The following is a 17,160-nucleotide window of genomic DNA, read 5'->3' as shown; positions in this document are numbered from 1 at the left end:
GCCTCGGGGGTGTGGGGCCTGGTCGGCCCCGGGCCGACGGCTGCGAGGGCGGCGTCGGACTGGAAGGGAGATGCGGTGAAGGTGGGGGCGGTCCTGGCCAGGATCCGGTCGGCTGTGCGGCCCACGCGGGTACGCGCGCTTCTGCGCAGGGCCAGGGACGTGCGCCAGACCCGGACCTGGCAGGTCACCGCGGTGCTGGTCGCGACCCTGGCCGGTGGATGGATCGGCCTCTCCCTGGGAGGCCACGTCCTGACGCCCATCGGTCCCGCCGACGTCAACCTCAGCGTCAGCCCTTCACTGCGCGGGGAGACCGTCCTCAACGTCGCCCCCCTGGGAAAGCTGTCCTTCGAGACGCACGCCACCCCACTGCGCTTCGAGGCCACCATCGCCGAGATCCGGCTCGCCGCCGCCCAGGAACTGTTCGAGAACCCGGAGGCGATCAACCGGCTCGGCGCCAGCATCGGATCAGATCTCAAAAAAGGCGTCACCGCGTTGGCGGTCCAGACCGTGCTGTTCGCCATCGGCGGGGCGGCCGTCGTCGCGCTCCTGGTCTTCCGCGACTGGCGGCGGACCCTGTTCAGCGGCCTCACCGCCCTCGCCACGCTCCTGGGAGCGGCGGGGCTGAGTTACGCCACCTTCAACCCGGGAGCGATCGCCGAGCCTCGCTACACGGGCCTGCTGGCGGGCGCACCCCAGGTCGTCGGCAGCGCAGAGGACGTCATCAACCATTTCTCCGAGTACCAGACCCAGCTCGCGGGTCTCGTCGGCAACGTTTCACGGCTGTACGAGGTAACCGCCGCGCTGCCGGTCTACGACGACGGGGGCTCCACCATCCGGGTGCTGCACGTCTCCGACATCCACCTCAACCCGGCCGCCTGGAACGTCATCCGCTCGCTCACGGAGCAGTTCCAGGTGGATGTCATCGTCGATTCCGGGGACCTCACCGATCGGGGCAGCACCGCCGAGGACGTCTTCGCCGACGAGATCGCCGGGCTGGAGGCCCCTTACGTATGGGTGCGCGGCAGCCACGACTCGATGGGGACCCAGCGTGCGGTGCAGTCCCAGCCCAACGCCGTGGTCCTGGACGACGACATCGAGGAGGTCGCCGGACTGCGGTTCTACGGAGCGGGCGACCCACGCTTCACCCCCGACCGCGCCCTGGGCAACCCCACCAACGCCGAGGTGGTCAGGATCGGCTCCGAGCAGGCGCGCAGCATCGTCGACGCGGAGCCTCCCGTGGACGTGGCGGTCCTACACGATCCGCTCCAGGCGCGTGGCTTCAGCGGCGTGGTCCCGTTGGTGCTCGCAGGCCACGGCCACAATCGCCGCAGCGATGTCGAGGAGACCGGTACCCGGTTCTTCATCCAGGGGTCGACCGGCGGTGCCGGGCTGAGCAACCTCGATCGCGGGTCCGACACGCCCACGCCGTATGAGGCATCGGTGCTCTACTTCGACGCCGAGACCAAGCGTCTGCAGGCATGGGACGACGTCACCCTGGGCGGGCTGGGGCTGACCTCGGCCCAGATCGAGCGGCATATCGAGGAGGACCCGGATCGCCCCATCACCACGGCTACCGCGTCTCCCGCCCCCATCCCTTCCGACTCTCCGGAACCGTCCGGGTCGCCTTCGGGCGCACCTTCCCCCGCGGCCTCCCTCTCACCTGCGGGTTCGCCCCAGTGAGCGGGTTCGCGCAAACCACTTTGGCACTTGCCCCCAATCTCCCCTATAGTTAAGCCCGTCCCCGACGGCAGACGAAACCGGGAAATGACGATTAGTCGTCGTCGAGGCCCCCATCGTCCAGCGGCCTAGGACGCCGCCCTTTCAAGGCGGTAACGCGGGTTCGAATCCCGTTGGGGGTACTAGCTCGGTTCGAAGTACTGCTGAGGGTCTGGCAGAATAGAGAACAGAGCGAAGGACGCGAAACACCTGATAGAATCGGGTTAACGCGAACAAAGCGGAAAAAAAGAATAGCAAGGTCCTGTGGAGCAGCTTGGAGTGCTCGCCACCCTGTCAAGGTGGAGGCCGCGGGTTCAAATCCCGTCAGGACCGCTTGATACACCGTGTGGTGTACCTGAGGCCAGGTAGCTCAGTCGGTACGAGCGTCCGCCTGAAAAGCGGAAGGTCGCCGGTTCGACCCCGGCCCTGGCCACACAGAAGAACATGCGAAAAGCCCGAGACCATTGCGGTCTCGGGCTTTTTTGATGAGGGCGTGGTCAACCCGGGGTGTACCCGGTTTCCGGCAGAAGCAGCTCCGCTCCAGGGCCACGTGCCGCGGCGGGGCCGGCCCCAGTCTCTTGACGGCGGATACGGCATCACTGGCACCCTTCAGGGCGGATCGGTAAAGTCTCCCCCCACATCACGCCGACAGAAAAAGATGATGTGACTTCACCTGCTCTCTCCCCCGAAGCCAAAGCCGCTCTCCTGGAGCTGCGTCAGTGGCGAAGAACCCGACCGGTTGAGACCGCATCCGCAGAGGAACGCGCGCGGTCCCTCGACCAGGTGGTCGACATCTGTACTCGACTTGCCCGCTACGGACCCCCGGCCGTTCAGGAGCAGGTCCGAGCCGAAGCCGAGCGGCACCGCCGCGAAGCCCGGGCGCTCAGGGAAGAGGCAACGCTCCCGGACACATGAGCGGCGCTGTACCGGGCCCGGGGCAACGGTCGCCCAATGCGCCGGGGCCGCGTCTCGCGCCCACTGCCGACGACGAGTGGTCACGCCCGCTGAGCAGCGGTGACGGTTCGGGAGAAAAGCCGCCGTTCACCGGGAGGGCGAAGTGCTTGTGGCCGGGGGCGGCGAGAACGGCGGATATGCCGGGGCCGCCCGCTGGTGCTTTCCCTCGTCGGCCAGCGCGGCCCGGACCGTGGGGTAGACGGAGAGGCTGAGGTCCAGATTGGTGATGCGCAGGACCAGGGCCGTTTGGGCGGGGGGTTCGGCCAGGCGCAGCCGCACGCCCAGTTCGGAGGCGCGGTTCTGCGTGGTGACCAGGACCGAGAGGCCGGATGCGTCGCAGAACAGCACGCCGGACAGATCCAGGACCAGCAGTCCGGTGTCGGGGCGCAGGAGGTTCGCCAGACGTCTGCGCAGCGCCGGGGCGGTGCCGTTGTCGATCTCTCCTTCGATCCTGGCGACGGTGCGACCGGGGCGGCGCGTGACCGACAGCCGCGCCGTGCAGAAGTACCCGGTGCCCTTCGTGGATTCGAGGACCTTCACAGCGCTTCCCGAGGACGCGGTAGGGCCGACGAACCTCCGGTGGAGCCGTTGCTCCCCAGGTGTCCGCCTTCGGATTCCCATGCCGTCTCTTCTGCGGTCGCGGCGTCCCGGAGGCGGTTGACGTTGGCCAGGATGTCCGGTGCGTGGACGGTGTTGCCGTTCATGCCTGCCATGGCCGCGGCCGCGTGTGCGGTTGCCGGCTCGGTGGTGGCAGGAACGACCATCAGGTCGAGTCGGTCACCGGAGAGGGAGGTCGCGATCAACAGGTCGTGCGGAAAACCGGTGAACCAGAAGACGCGGACGGTGTGGCCGGCGACCTCCACAACCTTGGGGTGATCGTCCCAGTCGTCGGGGCCCACGAGGATGTGGGTGGTCGAATCGAGCCGGTCGTCCAGGGCGCGCACAAGGCCGGGGAGTTCGGTGTCCAGTCGGCGGGAGCGGGGCCACCAGCTTCCGTCCAACAGGGGCCGGTGCGATGTCGCCGGCTCCAGCCACAGCCTGGGGGCCGACGGTGCCGGCCCGGAGCCCGTTGACGTGTGTTCTGCGACTGTGCTGTTCACAGTGTTCCTCCCGTCGTCTGGAAATTGTCCGTGCAGGGACAGCTTCGCTGTGGTCGTCGACCAACGGGGGAAGAGAGACCAGTGGCCCGGAGGTTCTGGTCGGGGGCCTGGTGGCCGGTTGTGCGTGGGGGCGTCCGCGGGTGCGGGACCACGGTGGGAAGTCCTGCGACCGTGGAGCATGACGCCCCCTTCAAAGCGGATCGGTGCGGCGGGTCCCAGCCGGGGATCGCCGACGTCTCCTGTCTACTCCGACACTACGCTCATCGTCGCCTGATGAGGAGGTTTCCGCAGAACAGATCGTGTTTGTTGGGTCTGTAACAGGTGGGGCGGCGAACTGTTCGGACGAAACCGCCGCCCCACGGTCACGTGTCGTTCTTTGCGATCGTCCCGGTGTGGAGGGCGTGACCCTTGTGCCCGATCCACCGTCCCGGCCCTCTGAGCCCGGTCTCCCGGAAGAACTGGCGACCGCTGAGGAAGGCGATCCCGGGAGCTGCCAGCAGTCCCAGGAAGAGTAGGGCGCCGCTCGGTCGGCCGTCCGGTCCCGGGGCCAGGGCGAGGTAAGCGGTGACCGCGCAGCACAGGGCGGTCACGATGAGGAGTACCGCCCACATCGCGCGAAGGGCCCGGGTGCGGCTTGTGCTGAACAGTCGGTACTCCAGGGTCATCCCGCAGGTTCCGCACGTGGCCTCCGCCCGTGCCGTCCGTCCGGGCTCACGGGTGATGGGGATGGGCCAGATCTCTGGCTGCGGTAGGGCGACGGTCGGCCCCGGTCCGGAGGACACGGTATGGGCGAGGTGGTATCCGGGGTCGGGGCGCGTGGAACTGGGCATCGCGGTTCCTCGTTTCTTCGGGGGTGTCCACTGTCGTGGTCCCGGCTGCACCGCAGGCTGCTCCCGGGGCCCGACCGCGCGGTTCTCGTCGTGTCGTGTTTCAACGGCTCGTCCCCTACCCCGTTTCGGGCGTGGAATCCGAGTGCTGTCGACCTCCGGGAAACCCGGCCGAGTCGGCGCGGGCAGCGGTGGTCGTGTCCACCGGGACGCCGACGGTGCCGGTAGGGGCATGTACCGGTGCCGGACGGGCGTGGGGCGGCAGTGGTGCGGCGGGACCGTTGGCGGTCGGTGTCCACCAGTGGTGCGGGGTGTTTGCGCGTGCGGCTGTGGGGGGTGCTGCTCGCGTCCGTGGGCTAGTCGGGCAGCTGCTCGGAGATCTGGCCGATCCACGTCGTGACCTGGCTACGGTCGTAGCCGCGCAGCACCACGTCGAATGTCGTGTCCGCGGCCTCGGCACGGCCGAGCGGGGGGACGTCGGAGGCCGCGTCGACGGTGTCCTGGGCGCGCTGGACGAACTCGTCGACCTGGTTGCGGTCGTAGCCGCGCAGGACCACGTCGAAGCCCGGGGGCTCCCGTTTCGGGCGCGGCGCGGCTGGTTCTTCCTCGGTCGCGTGTGCGCCGGTGTTGGCGGCGAACCACGCTTCGACCTGGCCGCGGTCGAAACCGCGCAACACTACGTCGAACTCGATCCGGCCGTGGAGATAGTGCGCCCACTCGGAGGATTCGGCGGGTTCGTTGCTCCGGGAGTCCAGAACCGCGGCGACGGCGGTGGTGACCTGGTTGCGGTCGTAGCCGCGCAGCACCACGTCGAACTGCGGACTCTGCACGTCGTCCTGTTCAATGCTGACCATCTGCACCCTTTCCGGGTTTTTCGACAATCCAACCACGTCCCTGGCGACAGGCACCTGAGAGCAGGCGCCCGTCCCGTCCGCCATGCTGTCCTGGCCACAACCGGACGGTTGGAGGCGGTGGAGGCCGGAGCCGAATTCGCGGGCACCGGTCGGGAGGAGAGAGCCTTCGTGAGGGGGAGCAGGCGGTGGCGTGCCCGGCAACAGGAGCTCGGAGGTCAGTTCGAGAGGCAGAGGGGCATCGGACGGATACCCGGATGGTCGGGCTGCCTCGTCCTCCGGTGCACCGTGCTCGGTGCGGCGTCACGGTCCCCTGCGACTCCCAGACAGGCCGGTGGCCCCTCCGAGGCCGTCGTCATTTCCGGGTGGAGGCCCCACCGGGGCCGCGCTGCGAGCCGGTCCGGTCATTCGGCGGGGTCGTCGTCGCCCTGCTTCCCGGTCATCGCGGCGCCGAGCGCGATACCGATCCCTGCTCCGAGAGCGATCCCGATGCCGATGCTGTCCAGGGCGGTTCCCAGGGCGATCCCGATGGCCACCCCCAGGAGCATTCCGACGCCGAGCGCCTGGTTCTTCGCCATTTCGCCTGTTCTTTCTCGTAGCCGGCTTCCACCTGTCTCCGACGCCCTGACCAGCAGAACGGTTGCATCGAGGTTGCTCCGGGCCGGGCCAGCGGGCAGCATCGTGTCCAGACGACCGGTGGAGTAGGGGAAATTGAGCTATCGATATGCGACCGAGCGCGCCGACCACGGTGACCTGGCCGGTGGCCGGGTTCTCCGTTCGGCTCCCGGCTACCCCGGTTTCCCGGTGAGGCTGGCCTCGGAGCTGGCCCAGCGGGCCATGGCCCGCTTGCCGGAGCGCCCGCTGACGCTGTGGGACCCCTGCTGCGGGGGCGGCTACCTCGCCACGGTCACCGGTCTACTGCATCGTGCCCGCTTGGGGCGAGTGCTCGCTTCCGACATCTCTTCCGACGCTGTGGCGCTCGCGGGGGAGAACCTGGGGCTGCTGTCGGAGGAAGGGCTGGCCCGGCGTGCGACCCAGGCAAGGGAGCGGGCGGCCGCCTTCGACAAGCCCGGTTACCTGGCCACCGCCGAGAGTGCCGAGCGGTTGGCCCGCGACCTCGTGGAGCGCGGCGGTGATCTCGCACATACGGTGTTCGAGGCGGATGCCTTCGCTCCGCCGTCCCCCGGCGGGCCCGTGGACCTGGTCCTCACCGACGTGCCCTACGGCGACCTCACCCATTGGTCCGCGGTGCCGTCCGGTGCCGACCCCGTCACCGCGCTGTTGCGTGCGCTCGCCACCGTCCTGCCCGGTCACGCGGTCGTCGTCGTCACCGCCCGGACGCGCAAGATCGTCCTTCCCGAAGGCGTCGCCGCCCTGGAACGGATACGGGTGGGCAATCGGGCCGCGGTTCTGGTGCGCGCGGCGGAACTGCGGTGATCCCGGGCCGTGGGCGCGGTGGCCTTCCCGGGTGCCGTGTCAATGGTTGTCGAGGGCGGCGGGGGCAGGGGCGCGTCCGGTCCGTCGCGGTCGGGTCACCCCGGTCATACGCAAGCGGGCCGCGCGCAGGGTTTCCACGGTCAACGGGTAGTCGTACAGCAGCGTTTCGTAGTGCCCCAGGGTCTCCAGCACCGTCGTGAACGGGATGCCCCGGGGTTCCAGTACGTCGTGCATCCAGTGCAGGAACCGCACGAAGAGCTCGGTGTTGGCGACGTAGAGCGAAACGGCGAGGAAGTCCACGAGGTGCCCCAGGTCCTCGACGGTGCGGTCCCGGGCCTCTACCCGGTGGAGCCCCAGCTCCGGGTGGTCCTCTGTCAACCGCTGGACGGTTTGGGCGATCAGCTCGCCGCGGCGGCGCAGCAGACTGGCGTACTCCGAATGCGAAGGAAGCACCGTGGGGGAGGTGTGCACGTTGGTGCGGGGATGCACGCCCCGTTCCAGCACCTGGGCGGCCTCGCGGGCGCTTCCCGCCCAGGCGTCGGCGTCCAGCAGGCGGGCCCAGGTGTCGTCGGGACCGAAGCCCCGTCCGCCCACCAGTACCGGCAGGCCCATCCGCCGGCATGCCTGGATCATCCGGTGCGCTTTGGGCAGCCGGGTGGACAGCGAACAGCTCAGCGCGACGACCTGCGGATTGTGTTCCTGGAGGTAGGTGATGAGCCTTCCCTCCGGAACGCTCGTACCGAGAAAGGCCACCTCCCAGCCGCGCAGGCGCAGTACATCGGCCACCAAGCGGGCGGGGAGCGCGTGCCACTCGCCGTCCACGCAGGCCACGACGATCCGGCCGAGGCTGGGTGGCGGCACGCGCTGGTGCAGCACCTCGGCCACGAGTGTGTCGAGTACCCGTTCGCTCACGTGAGTGGCCGCGTGTTCACGGGCCACCGACCATTCGTTGGTCTGCCACAGCCAGCCCACGCTCAATTGTGCGGAAGCGATGACGTCCAACAGGATCGACTCGATCGGCCACCCTTGTGCCAGGGAGTCGCGCAACAGTGCGAGGGCTCCGGCCTCGTCGGCCTCGCCCAGGCGTTCCAGGTATCGCACGGAGAGCCGGCCGGCCTCGTCGAGTCCGTCCGATGGGTGAAGCGCTGCTCCCGAGGAGCTCAATGGGTCCCGTCCGCCTGGATGGCCAGGATCGCTATGTCGTCGTGCACACCGTCGCGCAGCCAGTCCCCGACGACCTGTTCGATTCGCTCGGCCACCGCGCCCGCGGGCATCCCGGCGCAGTCGGCCAACAGCGCGTGCAGACGTTCTTCGCCGAACATCTCCCGCTCCGGCAGGTCGTTGCGGGCCTCGGTCACACCGTCGCTGTACAGCAGCAGCATGTCGCCGGGGGCGAGCGTGAAGGAGGTGGTCGCGAACACGGCGTCGGGGATCGCGCCGACGATCATCCCGGGAACCGCGATCTCCTCCACGGTGGCGTCGGCGTGCAGCACCAGCGCCGGCAGATGTCCGCCGCCGGCCAGGACGACATCGAGCCCGCCGGAGCCGTTGTGGGTTGCCTGGCCGAGCGCCAGGGTGGTGAACCGTTCGTTCGCGTTGTCCACGAGGACCTGGTTGAGCATTTCCACGAGTGCGCGAGGTCGCCGCTCCACCAGTTTGAGGGCGTTCAGCGACTGGCGGACCAGGCCGGACAGCGCGGCGGCCTCGACGCCTTTGCCGCACACGTCGCCGAGGAGGAAGTCGATGCCTTCGGGCGAGGCGGAGACCTCGTAGTAGTCGCCGCCGATCAGTTCCGCGCCGAGCGCGCAACGGTACGCCGACCCCAGGGAAACACCGTGGGCCCGGGGCAGGGGGAGCGGGATCAGGCTCGCCCGCAGGGTCTCGGCGGTACGCGACTGGTAACGGTAGAGCAGGGCGGCGCTCACCGCGGCACCGACCCGGTCGCAGTACTCGCGCAACAGGCCGATGTCGTGGTCGTCGAAACCGGCGTGCCCGAACGCGCGGACGAACAGCATTGCTCCGATCACCCCGGTGCTGCCGTGCACCGGCAGTGCCACCATCGCCCCGGGAGGGGTGGAGGATTCGGGGAGCAGGTCGGCGGTGTCGCTGGGCCACGGCTCGGTCAGGGGTGCGTCACCGCTCAGTACCGCCGCCAGCCACTCCAGCCGGTCCGCTGCGCTCACGCGGAGGTGTCCCGAGGCCGGGGTGCTTGCGGTGTCCGAGGCGCTCCAGCGCGACCAGCCGACGCCGAAACCGGGTTCGACGGTGAAGTGCAGGCAGGTGGTGGCGATCTCGGGGACCGGGATCTGTACGGAGTGCTGCACGACGCGCTCGTACTGGAGGGAGGCGTTGAGGCGACGGGCGGACTCGCTCAGGAACTCCGCGCTCGGCGGTCCGGTCCGATGCGACTCGGAGGCCCGCAGGTACCAGGCGCTGCGTCCGCCGTTGAGGGGGCGCTGCCGTGCGGTCAGGGAAACGCCGTCGAGCACGCCGTGGAAGACGTCCGGGCCGCCGCTGAGGTGTCCCAGCAGGCTGCGGTGCACGTCGCCGCCGATGTGTACCGAGGGCAGCAGTTCCGGGGCGGTCCCGTGCAGGCTCTGCACCACTCCGCGCCGGTCGCACACAACGACCGCGTCGCTGACCCCCGACAGCACTTCGTTGAGGATGCGGGGGGCTACGGCTCCCAGACGGGCGTGGTCGACGCGTGGACCGATCGGGTCGACCGAGTCCCTGGCATGGCTCGGAGGAGTCGTCTTGGAAGAGTCGGAGTAGTTCATGTGCCTCCGTCACAATGGGGGTCGGAGCGCATCCGCCGGGCTGTGGCGCCGTCGGTGGGAACGGGGGACCGGGGCGGGCCGAGCACGACCGGGGCGTACCGCTGAGCGCGCCTGCCCGGTGGTGGCGACGATTAACATCGGACCGGGCACCGTTAGCAATCCGTTACTTTCTTGGAAGGTGTCGGTCGGCCCGGTTCGCCCCGGTCCCCTGTTGCTTCCCGTGTCCTTGCAGACCAACGGGGCTTGTGTGGCGGGTGGCGCGGAGGGGGTCGAGAGTCCGGCCGGTCGGTCCGGGGTGCCTATATCGGAGTGGCCGAAAATTGCCTTTTCGGGATAAGTGCGTATCGGGTTGTCAAGAGCGCAAGTAGGCTTTTTTCGGTGACTTTCGGTGATATTGAAGCGGAGACCCCTTGACCGCGCGGGAACGTGTCCGAAAGCTCGTCGATGCGCGCTGGTTCCAGTCGAGCATTATTACGCTCATCCTGGTCAACGGGGTCCTTCTTGGGGTCGAAACCTCGCCCGGGCTAATGGGCAGGCACGGCGATCTGTTGCACATGGTGGACTTTTTCGTCCTCGGGGTGTTCGTCGTCGAGCTGGCGCTGCGGATGTTCGCCTACCGCGGCGACTTCTTCCGTGATCCCTGGAACTGGTTCGATCTCATCATCGTGTGCATCGCCCTGCTGCCCACGTCCGGTCCTTTCGCGGTTCTTCGGGTGCTGCGCGTCCTTCGGGTACTGCGGTTGCTCTCCGTGATTCCCACTCTCAGACACGTCGTCGCGGGACTGCTGAAGGCACTGCCCGGGATGGCCTCGATCGCGCTGCTGGTGGCGCTCCTGCTCTATGTGGCGGCTGTGATGGCCACCCGGTTGTTCAGCGACATCTCGCCGGAGTACTTCGGTGACCTCGCGACTTCCCTGATCACGCTGTTTCAGATCATGACCGGTGACAGCTGGGGGGAGATCGCCAAGACGGTGACCGATTCGCATCCGCTCGCCTGGATCTTCTTCGTCGGCTACATCCTGGCGTCCACCTTCATCGCCCTCAACCTGTTCATCGCAGTCGCCGTCGAGGCGTTGGAGCACGAGTCCGAAGCCCATCCGCGCAAGAGGGCCGTTCGCGAGGCGGATCCCGAGGACCAACAGGACGCCATCCTCGCCGAACTGCGTGCGTTGCGCTCCGAGGTGGCCGAGCTGCGCCGGAGTGCGTGAGGCCCCGGAACCGTTCCCCGGAGCGGCGTCCGCCGCTCGCCCCGAATCTGACTTTTCGTGCGCGCGATGCGTCTACCTGCTGTTTTGCGTACCCTGATCGATTTGGTGCATGGCACCTCCCTCTTTCTGGAATACCCCTTGGGGGTATACGGTTGACTCGGATGAATGAGACGTCGCCGGGTGTTGCGCACAGAGAGGGTGAGGAAGCGTCATGAATGTCGCGGTCAGACTGGGGGTGTACGGGGTGGGGCTCGTCGTCGCGTTCGGCGGGGCGTTCGGAGCGGGTCGGCTGCTCGCTCCGGCGTTGCCCGCCGTCAGCACGAGTGAGCCCGCGCACCAGGGCTCCCACGTCGAGTCCGACACCGCGGGCGACAGTGGCGAGCACTCCGCAGCCGTGGGCCTCCAGACGGCTGTCGACGGCTACGCCCTCGACCTCGTCGGAGCTCCGGACACGGTCGGCGAATCAGCCCCGCTGCAAATCCGGATCACCGGTCCCGACGGCGCCCCCGTCACCGATTTCGCCGAGGTCCACGAGAAACGGCTCCACCTCGTCGTCGTCGCCAGGGACGGCACGGGCTACCAGCACCTGCACCCCGAACTCGATCCCTCCGGGGTCTGGAGCGTTGCGCTGACCCTGGAAGAGGCCGGCCCCTACCGTGTCTTCGCCGACTTCCGCCCGACCGGTCACGAAGGCCTCGTCCTGGGCGCCGACCTCGCCCTGCCGGGCGACTACCGGCCCGCATCCCGGCCCGAACCCGCTCCTACGACGCGCGTCGGCGATTACACCGTCGAACTGGACGGGGAACTGGCCACCGATGCCGAGAACACGCTTGCCTTCACCGTCAACCGCGACGGCGAGCCGGTCACCGACCTCCAGCCCCACCTGGGCGCCTACGGCCACCTGGTGGCCCTGCGCGTCGGGGACCTCGGCTATCTTCACGTCCACCCCGGCCCCGATGCCGATCCCGGACCGGAGATCGCGATGGCCGTGCAGGCCCCCTCTGCCGGCGACTACCTGCTCTACCTGGACTTCACGCACGAGAACAAGGTGCACACCGCGGAGTTCGTGGTGTCCGCCGACACAGAGGAGAGCCGATGAGCAGCGATTCTGCTACCCGGCAGCACCCCGCCACGCGGATCGAGTTGGCGATCGGCGGCATGACCTGTGCCTCCTGCGCCAACCGGATCGAACGCCGCCTCAACAAGCTCGACGGGGTGACCGCCAGCGTCAACTACGCCACCGAGAAGGCGAGCGTGCAGTACGGCGACGACATCACCCCCCGGGACCTGGTCACCCAGGTCGAGAAAGCCGGGTACACCGCCGAATTGCCCAGCCCGCCCGCTCCTGACACGGACGCCTCCGCTGCTGAGGACGACCCCACGCACGCGCTGCGTACCCGTGTCATCGTCAGCGCCGTCCTGAGCGTGCCCGTCATCGCCATGGCGATGGTGCCGGCCTGGCAGTTCACCTACTGGCAATGGGCGTCGCTCACCCTGGCCGCGCCCGTGCTGGTCTGGGGCGCGCTTCCCTTCCACATCGCCGCCTGGAAGAACCTCCGGCTCGGCGCGGCGACCATGGACACCCTGGTCTCCATGGGCACCATCGCGGCGTTCCTGTGGTCGCTGTACGCGCTCTTCCTGGGCACCGCGGGCGAGCCGGGAATGATCCACCCCTTCGAGTTCACCGTCGCCCGGACGGACGGCAGCGCCAACATCTACCTGGAGGTCGCCGCCGGCGTCACCACGTTCATCCTGCTCGGCCGCTACTTCGAGGTCCGTTCCAAGCGCAGGGCAGGGGCCGCGCTGCGCACCCTGCTCGAACTGGGGGCCAAAGAGGTCTCGGTTCTTCGCGGCGGCATCGAGGAACGGGTACCGGCGGATTCCCTGGTCGTCGGCGACCGTTTCGTGGTCCGTCCCGGCGAGAAGATCGCCACCGACGGCGTTGTCGAGGAGGGGACCTCGTCGATCGACATGAGCATGCTGACCGGTGAGTCGGTCCCGGTCGAGGCCGGTCCCGGTGCCACCGTCGCCGGTGCCACCGTCAATGCGGGCGGACGGCTCGTCGTGCGCGCGTCCAGGGTCGGTTCCGACACCCAGTTGGCGCAGATGGCCAAACTCGTCGAGGACGCCCAGAGCGGCAAGGCGGAGGTGCAGCGACTGGCCGACCGGGTGTCGGGCGTATTCGTGCCGGTGGTGATCGTCCTGGCCCTGGCCACCCTGGGTTTCTGGCTGGGGGTGGGAGGGTCGGCGGACGTCGCGTTCACCGCGGCTGTCGCGGTCCTCATCATCGCCTGCCCGTGCGCTTTGGGCCTGGCCACTCCCACCGCCCTGCTCGTGGGGACCGGGCGCGGTGCCCAACTGGGCATTCTCATCAAGGGCCCGGAAGTCCTGGAGACCACCCGCGGTATCGACACCGTGGTGCTGGACAAGACCGGCACCGTCACCACCGGGCAGATGACACTGGTCGACGTCCACGTCACCCGGGGAGAGACGGCCGAGGAGGTGCTGGCCCTGGCCGGCGCGGTGGAGAACGCCTCCGAGCACCCCATCGCCCGTGCCATCGCCCGGGCGGCGGTCGACCGTACGGGGGAACTGGGCCCGGTACAGGAGTTCGTCGGCATCGAGGGGCTGGGCGTGCGGGCAACGGTGCGCGGCCACGCCGTCGTCGCCGGCCGCGCCGCGTTGCTGGCGGAGTCGGGGCAGGAGCTGCCCGCGGACCTGGAGCGCGCGAAGGCCGAGGCCGAGGCCGCGGGGCGAACCGCCGTCGCGGTCGGTTGGGACGGTCGGGCCCGTGCCGTTCTCGTGGTCGCCGACGCCGTCAAGCCCACCAGCGCCGAGGCCGTGCGGAGGCTGCGTGCGCTGGGCCTCACCCCGATCCTGCTCACCGGCGACAACGAGGCCGTGGCACGTGCGGTGGCTGCTGAAGTGGGCATCGACGAGGTGATCGCCCAGGTTCTCCCCGCCGACAAGGTCGACGTGGTCAAGCGGCTGCGGTCCGAGGGCAGGACCGTGGCCATGGTGGGCGACGGTGTGAACGACGCGGCCGCGCTGGCCGAGGCCGATCTCGGACTGGCCATGGGCACCGGCACGGACGTCGCGATCGAGGCCGGTGACCTCGTCCTGGTCCGGGGCGACCTGCGCGCCGCGGCCGACGCGATCCGGTTGGCGCGGCGCACGCTCGCCACGATCAAGGGCAACTTGTTCTGGGCCTTCGCCTACAACGTCGCGGCTCTGCCGCTGGCTGCGGCCGGGCTGCTCAACCCGATGATCGCGGGCGCCGCCATGGCCTTCTCCAGCGTCTTCGTGGTCAGCAACAGCCTGCGGTTGAGGGGCTTCAAACCGATTGACCAGGGGGCCGGTCCTCGCCGGTGATCCAGGTGTAGACGGCCGCCGCAGTGGCCTCCACCGGGGTGCGCGTGGTGTCCAGCAGTGCCATCGGCGGGGCCATCTCCGCTGCGGCCTCGTCGATCCAGGCCGCGTAGTCGAGCATCTCCGCGATCCGGGGTTCGTCCCAGCCACGCCAGGCGGGGCGGACCCGCAGCCGCTCGGCCAGGACTTCGGGGTCGCAGGTCAACGACAGGTAGCGGATCTCGGAGAACAGTGCGCGTTCGGGCAATGGCTCGAACTCCGGGGGGACGACCGTTCCGCACAACACGGCCGGGCGCCCGCTCTGGTGGATCATCGAGATCATCCGCAGCCAGGTCGAGCGGAACAACCGGTGGTCGTCGGCCGGATCACGCAAGCCCCCCAGCCACAGGACGTCCTGTTCGAGGACGACGTAGCGGTCCGCCAGCCACGGCGTGAGCAACCGGGCGATGGTGGACTTGCCGGTGCCGCTGGGCCCGGTCACACAATGCAGGGGACGCCGAAGAAACGGCTGGCGGTGGCCGCAGTCGATGCAGCAGACCACCGGGCCGTCCGGATCCACGACGGGGATGTCGGTGCGCGCGCCGCAGCGCGCGCAGATCAACAGGTTCACGATCGGTCAGTCGAACAGGTTTTCCAGGAAGCCCTTGCGGCGGTTCTTGTGCCCGTAGGGCCGCGGGGAGTCGGAGTAACCGTAGCCGCCGCCCTTGTAGGGGCCGGGGGAGTCGGGGCGTCCGCGGTAGGGGCCGGGGGAGTCGGGCCGGTACCCCTGGGCCGCTCCGCCGTAGGGCGGGGGAGGGGGCGGCGTGTAGTGGCGCTGCTCGGCGGAGACGATCTGCTCCAGCTCGCCGGCGTCGAGGAAGATCCCACGACAGCGCTCGCACTGGTCGATGTGGATTCCCATGCGGTCAAAGGTACGCATGTGGTTCTGGCACTTGGGACAAATCACGGCGCCATCGTAGGGAGTCGGTTGTCGCCTCTGGTTAAGGATCGCGAAGTCCTCCCCGCCGTACCTCTTCGGCTGCCAAAGTCGCAGTTCACCGCCTAACTGCCGAGCCGTCGGACGGCTGCGGGCGGACGGCGTCCCGACTTCTGGGGCTCTTGTCATGCCTTGCGGCCTTTTACACTCCGATGGTGGCGTCGTCACAGCGCTGCCGCGCCCCCCGGCCTCCCAGTAGAGGAAATCATGAGTACTGAGCACCCCGAGCCGGACCTTCTCCTCGTCGGTCGGTACCGGCTGTCCCGGCTCATCGGCGAGGGCGGCATGGGGCGTGTCTGGGAGGGGACCGACGAGCTGCTGGACCGTCCGGTCGCCATCAAGGAACTCACCATCAACGAGCACCTGCCGCAGCAGGAGATCGAGATCCTGCGCACCAGGATGATGCGTGAGGCCCGAAGTGCGGCCCAGCTCAGCCACCCCTCGATCATCACCGTGTTCGACGTGGTCGAATACGAGGGCTTTCCGTGGATCGTGATGGAGCTGGTCCGGGGCAACTCGCTCAGCGAGATCATCAAGACGCGCGGCACGATCTCTCCCGCGCGTGCAGCGGGCATCGGTCTGCAGATGGTCTCCGCGCTTGCCGTCGCCCACCAGCGTGGCATCGTGCACCGCGACATCAAGCCCGGCAACGTCCTCGTCGCCAAGGGCGACCGTGCGGTTCTCACGGACTTCGGCATCGCGCGGCTCGAAGGTGCCAGCAGCCTCACCCGGACCGGGAACCTCCTTGGTTCCCCCAGCTACTTGGCGCCCGAACAGGCGCGTGGGGAGGCGGCCGCCCCCTACACCGACATGTGGTCGCTGGGCACCACGCTGTACGCGGCCCTGCACGGTTCCCCGCCGTTCCAGCGCAGCAGCCCGATGGCCACGCTCACCGCCGTGGTCACCGAGGACGTTCCGCCCGCGCTCGCCGCCGGTCCGCTGCGCCCCTTGCTGGAGGCGCTGCTGGACAAGAACCCGGGCAACCGTCCCACCGTCCACGAGGCAGCCGAGATCCTTCAGGAGGTGGTGCAGAGCACCCCCCGGGACGAACCCGAACCTCTGCCCGCCCCCGCCCCCGCCGCGGAACCCGTGACGTTCGAGCCGGCCGAGGCCACCACGGCCCTGCCGCTCCCGCCGCCGGAGCCCGAGCCGGTCGAGCCGACCACGTCCGCCAAGCCCGCCCGGCGAGGCGACGGCAGTCTGCGCACCACGGGGCTGCTGGTGCTCGTCCTGCTCGTGGTCGCCGGGGTCATCGCCGCGATCCTGTTCCTGGTGCCCGACGGCGGTTCCCCCGCCGTGCCCGAGGGCGCGGGGCTTCCCGGTACCGCCGGTTCGTCGGTGTCGGCCCCGGCCGACGCCTCCGGGGTGCCGCCGGAGGCCTCTGCGGGGGACGACGAGGGGTCCCCGCCCGCGAGTGCCGCTGGGGAGGAAGGGGAAGCCGAAGCGGAGCGGACGGCGGAGCCCGACGACGGCTACGACGGCCCCGAACTGGTGCGCCATGACGACCAGACCGGTTTCGCCGTCGACGTGCCCCGAGGCTGGGCACAGGAGCGCCGGGGAAGCGACGTCTTCTTCCGCAACCCCGACGGCGGTTACCTTCAGGTCGCCCAGGTGGACAACCCGCAGACCGATGCCCAGGACGACTGGGAGGAGTACGCGCCGATCGGTTCGCGCGGGTTCTCCGGTTATGAGGAGATCGGTATCGGCCGGGTGGACCTGGACGCCATGGACCGCTACGAGAGCGCTTCGGACTGGGAGTTCACCTTCAACGGCAACGGCGGTCGGATGCACGCCGTCAACCGCGGTTTCCACACCAAGGAGAAGGGCTATTCGCTGTTCCTGGTCCACCCCGACGACGACTGGGACACCGGTGCAAAGATGCTCGACGAGATGTCGCGGTCGTTCGAACCTGCGGCCTGATCCGGCCCTGGCCCGGCCTCGACAC

At 69.1% G+C, this 17,160-nt stretch carries 16 protein-coding genes and 3 tRNA genes; 10 read left to right on the top strand and 9 right to left on the bottom strand.

Going from position 1 to position 17,160, the window contains the following annotated elements; translation table 11 throughout:
* The first annotated feature begins 81 nt into the window (after window positions 1-81).
* The 5 genes from QSJ59_RS21920 (at window position 82) to QSJ59_RS21900 (ending at window position 2,631) form a co-directional block, all read left to right on the top strand.
* Window positions 82-1,680: a metallophosphoesterase family protein gene (locus QSJ59_RS21920; RefSeq protein WP_432707522.1), complete on the top strand. Its 1,599-nt coding sequence runs from the start codon at window positions 82-84 to the stop codon at window positions 1,678-1,680.
* Window positions 1,681-1,786: 106 nt separating this feature from the next.
* Window positions 1,787-1,859, top strand: a tRNA-Glu gene (locus QSJ59_RS21915).
* Between the two features lie 115 nt (window positions 1,860-1,974).
* Window positions 1,975-2,049, top strand: a tRNA-Asp gene (locus tag QSJ59_RS21910).
* A gap of 26 nt (window positions 2,050-2,075) precedes the next feature.
* Window positions 2,076-2,149 (top strand) — tRNA-Phe (locus QSJ59_RS21905).
* 230 nt (window positions 2,150-2,379) lie between these two features.
* On the top strand, window positions 2,380-2,631 hold the full coding sequence (locus QSJ59_RS21900) for a hypothetical protein (protein ID WP_285761623.1): 252 nt from the start codon (window positions 2,380-2,382) through the stop codon (window positions 2,629-2,631).
* A 126-nt stretch (window positions 2,632-2,757) separates the two neighbouring features.
* Here QSJ59_RS21900 and QSJ59_RS21895 read toward each other — a convergent pair whose 3' ends face one another.
* From QSJ59_RS21895 to QSJ59_RS21875, 5 genes are all read right to left on the bottom strand, one after another.
* On the bottom strand, window positions 2,758-3,210 hold the full coding sequence (locus QSJ59_RS21895) for an STAS domain-containing protein (RefSeq protein ID WP_285761622.1): 453 nt from the start codon (window positions 3,208-3,210) through the stop codon (window positions 2,758-2,760).
* Window positions 3,207-3,770 (bottom strand): DUF5994 family protein, encoded by a 564-nt coding sequence (locus QSJ59_RS21890; RefSeq protein WP_285761621.1) that lies wholly within the window; start codon window positions 3,768-3,770, stop codon window positions 3,207-3,209. Before QSJ59_RS21890 ends, QSJ59_RS21895 begins: the two co-directional genes overlap by 4 nt.
* Window positions 3,771-4,132: 362 nt before the next feature.
* Window positions 4,133-4,600, bottom strand: a complete 468-nt coding sequence (locus QSJ59_RS21885; RefSeq protein WP_285761620.1) for a hypothetical protein — start codon at window positions 4,598-4,600, stop codon at window positions 4,133-4,135.
* Window positions 4,601-4,953: 353 nt separating this feature from the next.
* Window positions 4,954-5,451: a DivIVA domain-containing protein gene (locus tag QSJ59_RS21880; RefSeq protein WP_285761619.1), complete on the bottom strand. Its 498-nt coding sequence runs from the start codon at window positions 5,449-5,451 to the stop codon at window positions 4,954-4,956.
* A 401-nt stretch (window positions 5,452-5,852) separates the two neighbouring features.
* The gene (locus tag QSJ59_RS21875) at window positions 5,853-6,026 is read right to left on the bottom strand and encodes a glycine zipper domain-containing protein (protein WP_285761618.1); all 174 of its coding nucleotides are present in this window, start codon (window positions 6,024-6,026) and stop codon (window positions 5,853-5,855) included.
* Between the two features lie 133 nt (window positions 6,027-6,159).
* Between QSJ59_RS21875 and QSJ59_RS21870 the strand changes: the two genes are divergently transcribed.
* Complete coding sequence (locus QSJ59_RS21870; RefSeq protein ID WP_285761617.1) at window positions 6,160-6,885, top strand: rRNA methyltransferase; 726 nt, start codon at window positions 6,160-6,162, stop codon at window positions 6,883-6,885.
* 39 nt (window positions 6,886-6,924) lie between these two features.
* On the opposite strand, the gene QSJ59_RS21865 is transcribed toward QSJ59_RS21870, so the two are convergent.
* Window positions 6,925-7,986, bottom strand: a complete 1,062-nt coding sequence (locus QSJ59_RS21865; RefSeq protein ID WP_285761616.1) for a cobalamin B12-binding domain-containing protein — start codon at window positions 7,984-7,986, stop codon at window positions 6,925-6,927.
* 59 nt (window positions 7,987-8,045) lie between these two features.
* Entirely contained in the window at window positions 8,046-9,662 is a 1,617-nt protein-coding gene (locus tag QSJ59_RS21860) for a PP2C family protein-serine/threonine phosphatase (protein WP_285761615.1), read from the bottom strand.
* Window positions 9,663-10,072: 410 nt separating this feature from the next.
* On the opposite strand from QSJ59_RS21860, the gene QSJ59_RS21855 reads away from it, so the two are divergent.
* The 3 genes from QSJ59_RS21855 (at window position 10,073) to QSJ59_RS21845 (ending at window position 14,242) form a co-directional block, all read left to right on the top strand.
* Window positions 10,073-10,870 (top strand): ion transporter, encoded by a 798-nt coding sequence (locus QSJ59_RS21855; RefSeq protein ID WP_285761614.1) that lies wholly within the window; start codon window positions 10,073-10,075, stop codon window positions 10,868-10,870.
* A 211-nt stretch (window positions 10,871-11,081) separates the two neighbouring features.
* Window positions 11,082-11,969: a DUF8832 domain-containing protein gene (locus QSJ59_RS21850; RefSeq protein ID WP_285761613.1), complete on the top strand. Its 888-nt coding sequence runs from the start codon at window positions 11,082-11,084 to the stop codon at window positions 11,967-11,969.
* Window positions 11,966-14,242 (top strand): heavy metal translocating P-type ATPase, encoded by a 2,277-nt coding sequence (locus QSJ59_RS21845; RefSeq protein WP_285761612.1) that lies wholly within the window; start codon window positions 11,966-11,968, stop codon window positions 14,240-14,242. The genes QSJ59_RS21850 and QSJ59_RS21845 overlap by 4 nt, the downstream gene beginning before the upstream one ends.
* Here QSJ59_RS21845 and QSJ59_RS21840 read toward each other — a convergent pair.
* Both QSJ59_RS21840 and QSJ59_RS21835 read right to left on the bottom strand, forming a co-directional pair.
* Window positions 14,205-14,849: an AAA family ATPase gene (locus QSJ59_RS21840; RefSeq protein ID WP_432707519.1), complete on the bottom strand. Its 645-nt coding sequence runs from the start codon at window positions 14,847-14,849 to the stop codon at window positions 14,205-14,207. The two genes, QSJ59_RS21845 and QSJ59_RS21840, sit on opposite strands and share 38 nt — an antisense overlap.
* Window positions 14,850-14,855: 6 nt before the next feature.
* On the bottom strand, window positions 14,856-15,185 hold the full coding sequence (locus QSJ59_RS21835) for a TFIIB-type zinc ribbon-containing protein (protein ID WP_285761611.1): 330 nt from the start codon (window positions 15,183-15,185) through the stop codon (window positions 14,856-14,858).
* A 237-nt stretch (window positions 15,186-15,422) separates the two neighbouring features.
* Between QSJ59_RS21835 and QSJ59_RS21830 the strand changes: the two genes are divergently transcribed.
* On the top strand, window positions 15,423-17,135 hold the full coding sequence (locus tag QSJ59_RS21830; protein WP_285761610.1) for a serine/threonine-protein kinase: 1,713 nt from the start codon (window positions 15,423-15,425) through the stop codon (window positions 17,133-17,135).
* The last annotated feature ends 25 nt before the right edge of the window (window positions 17,136-17,160 follow it).

The sequence above is a fragment of the Nocardiopsis ansamitocini genome (genome assembly GCF_030268225.1).
Taxonomy (GTDB): Bacteria; Actinomycetota; Actinomycetes; order Streptosporangiales; family Streptosporangiaceae; genus Nocardiopsis_D; species Nocardiopsis_D ansamitocini.
The sequence above is the reverse complement of the archived record's forward strand: the minus strand, read 5'-3'. Positions and strand labels throughout refer to the sequence as shown.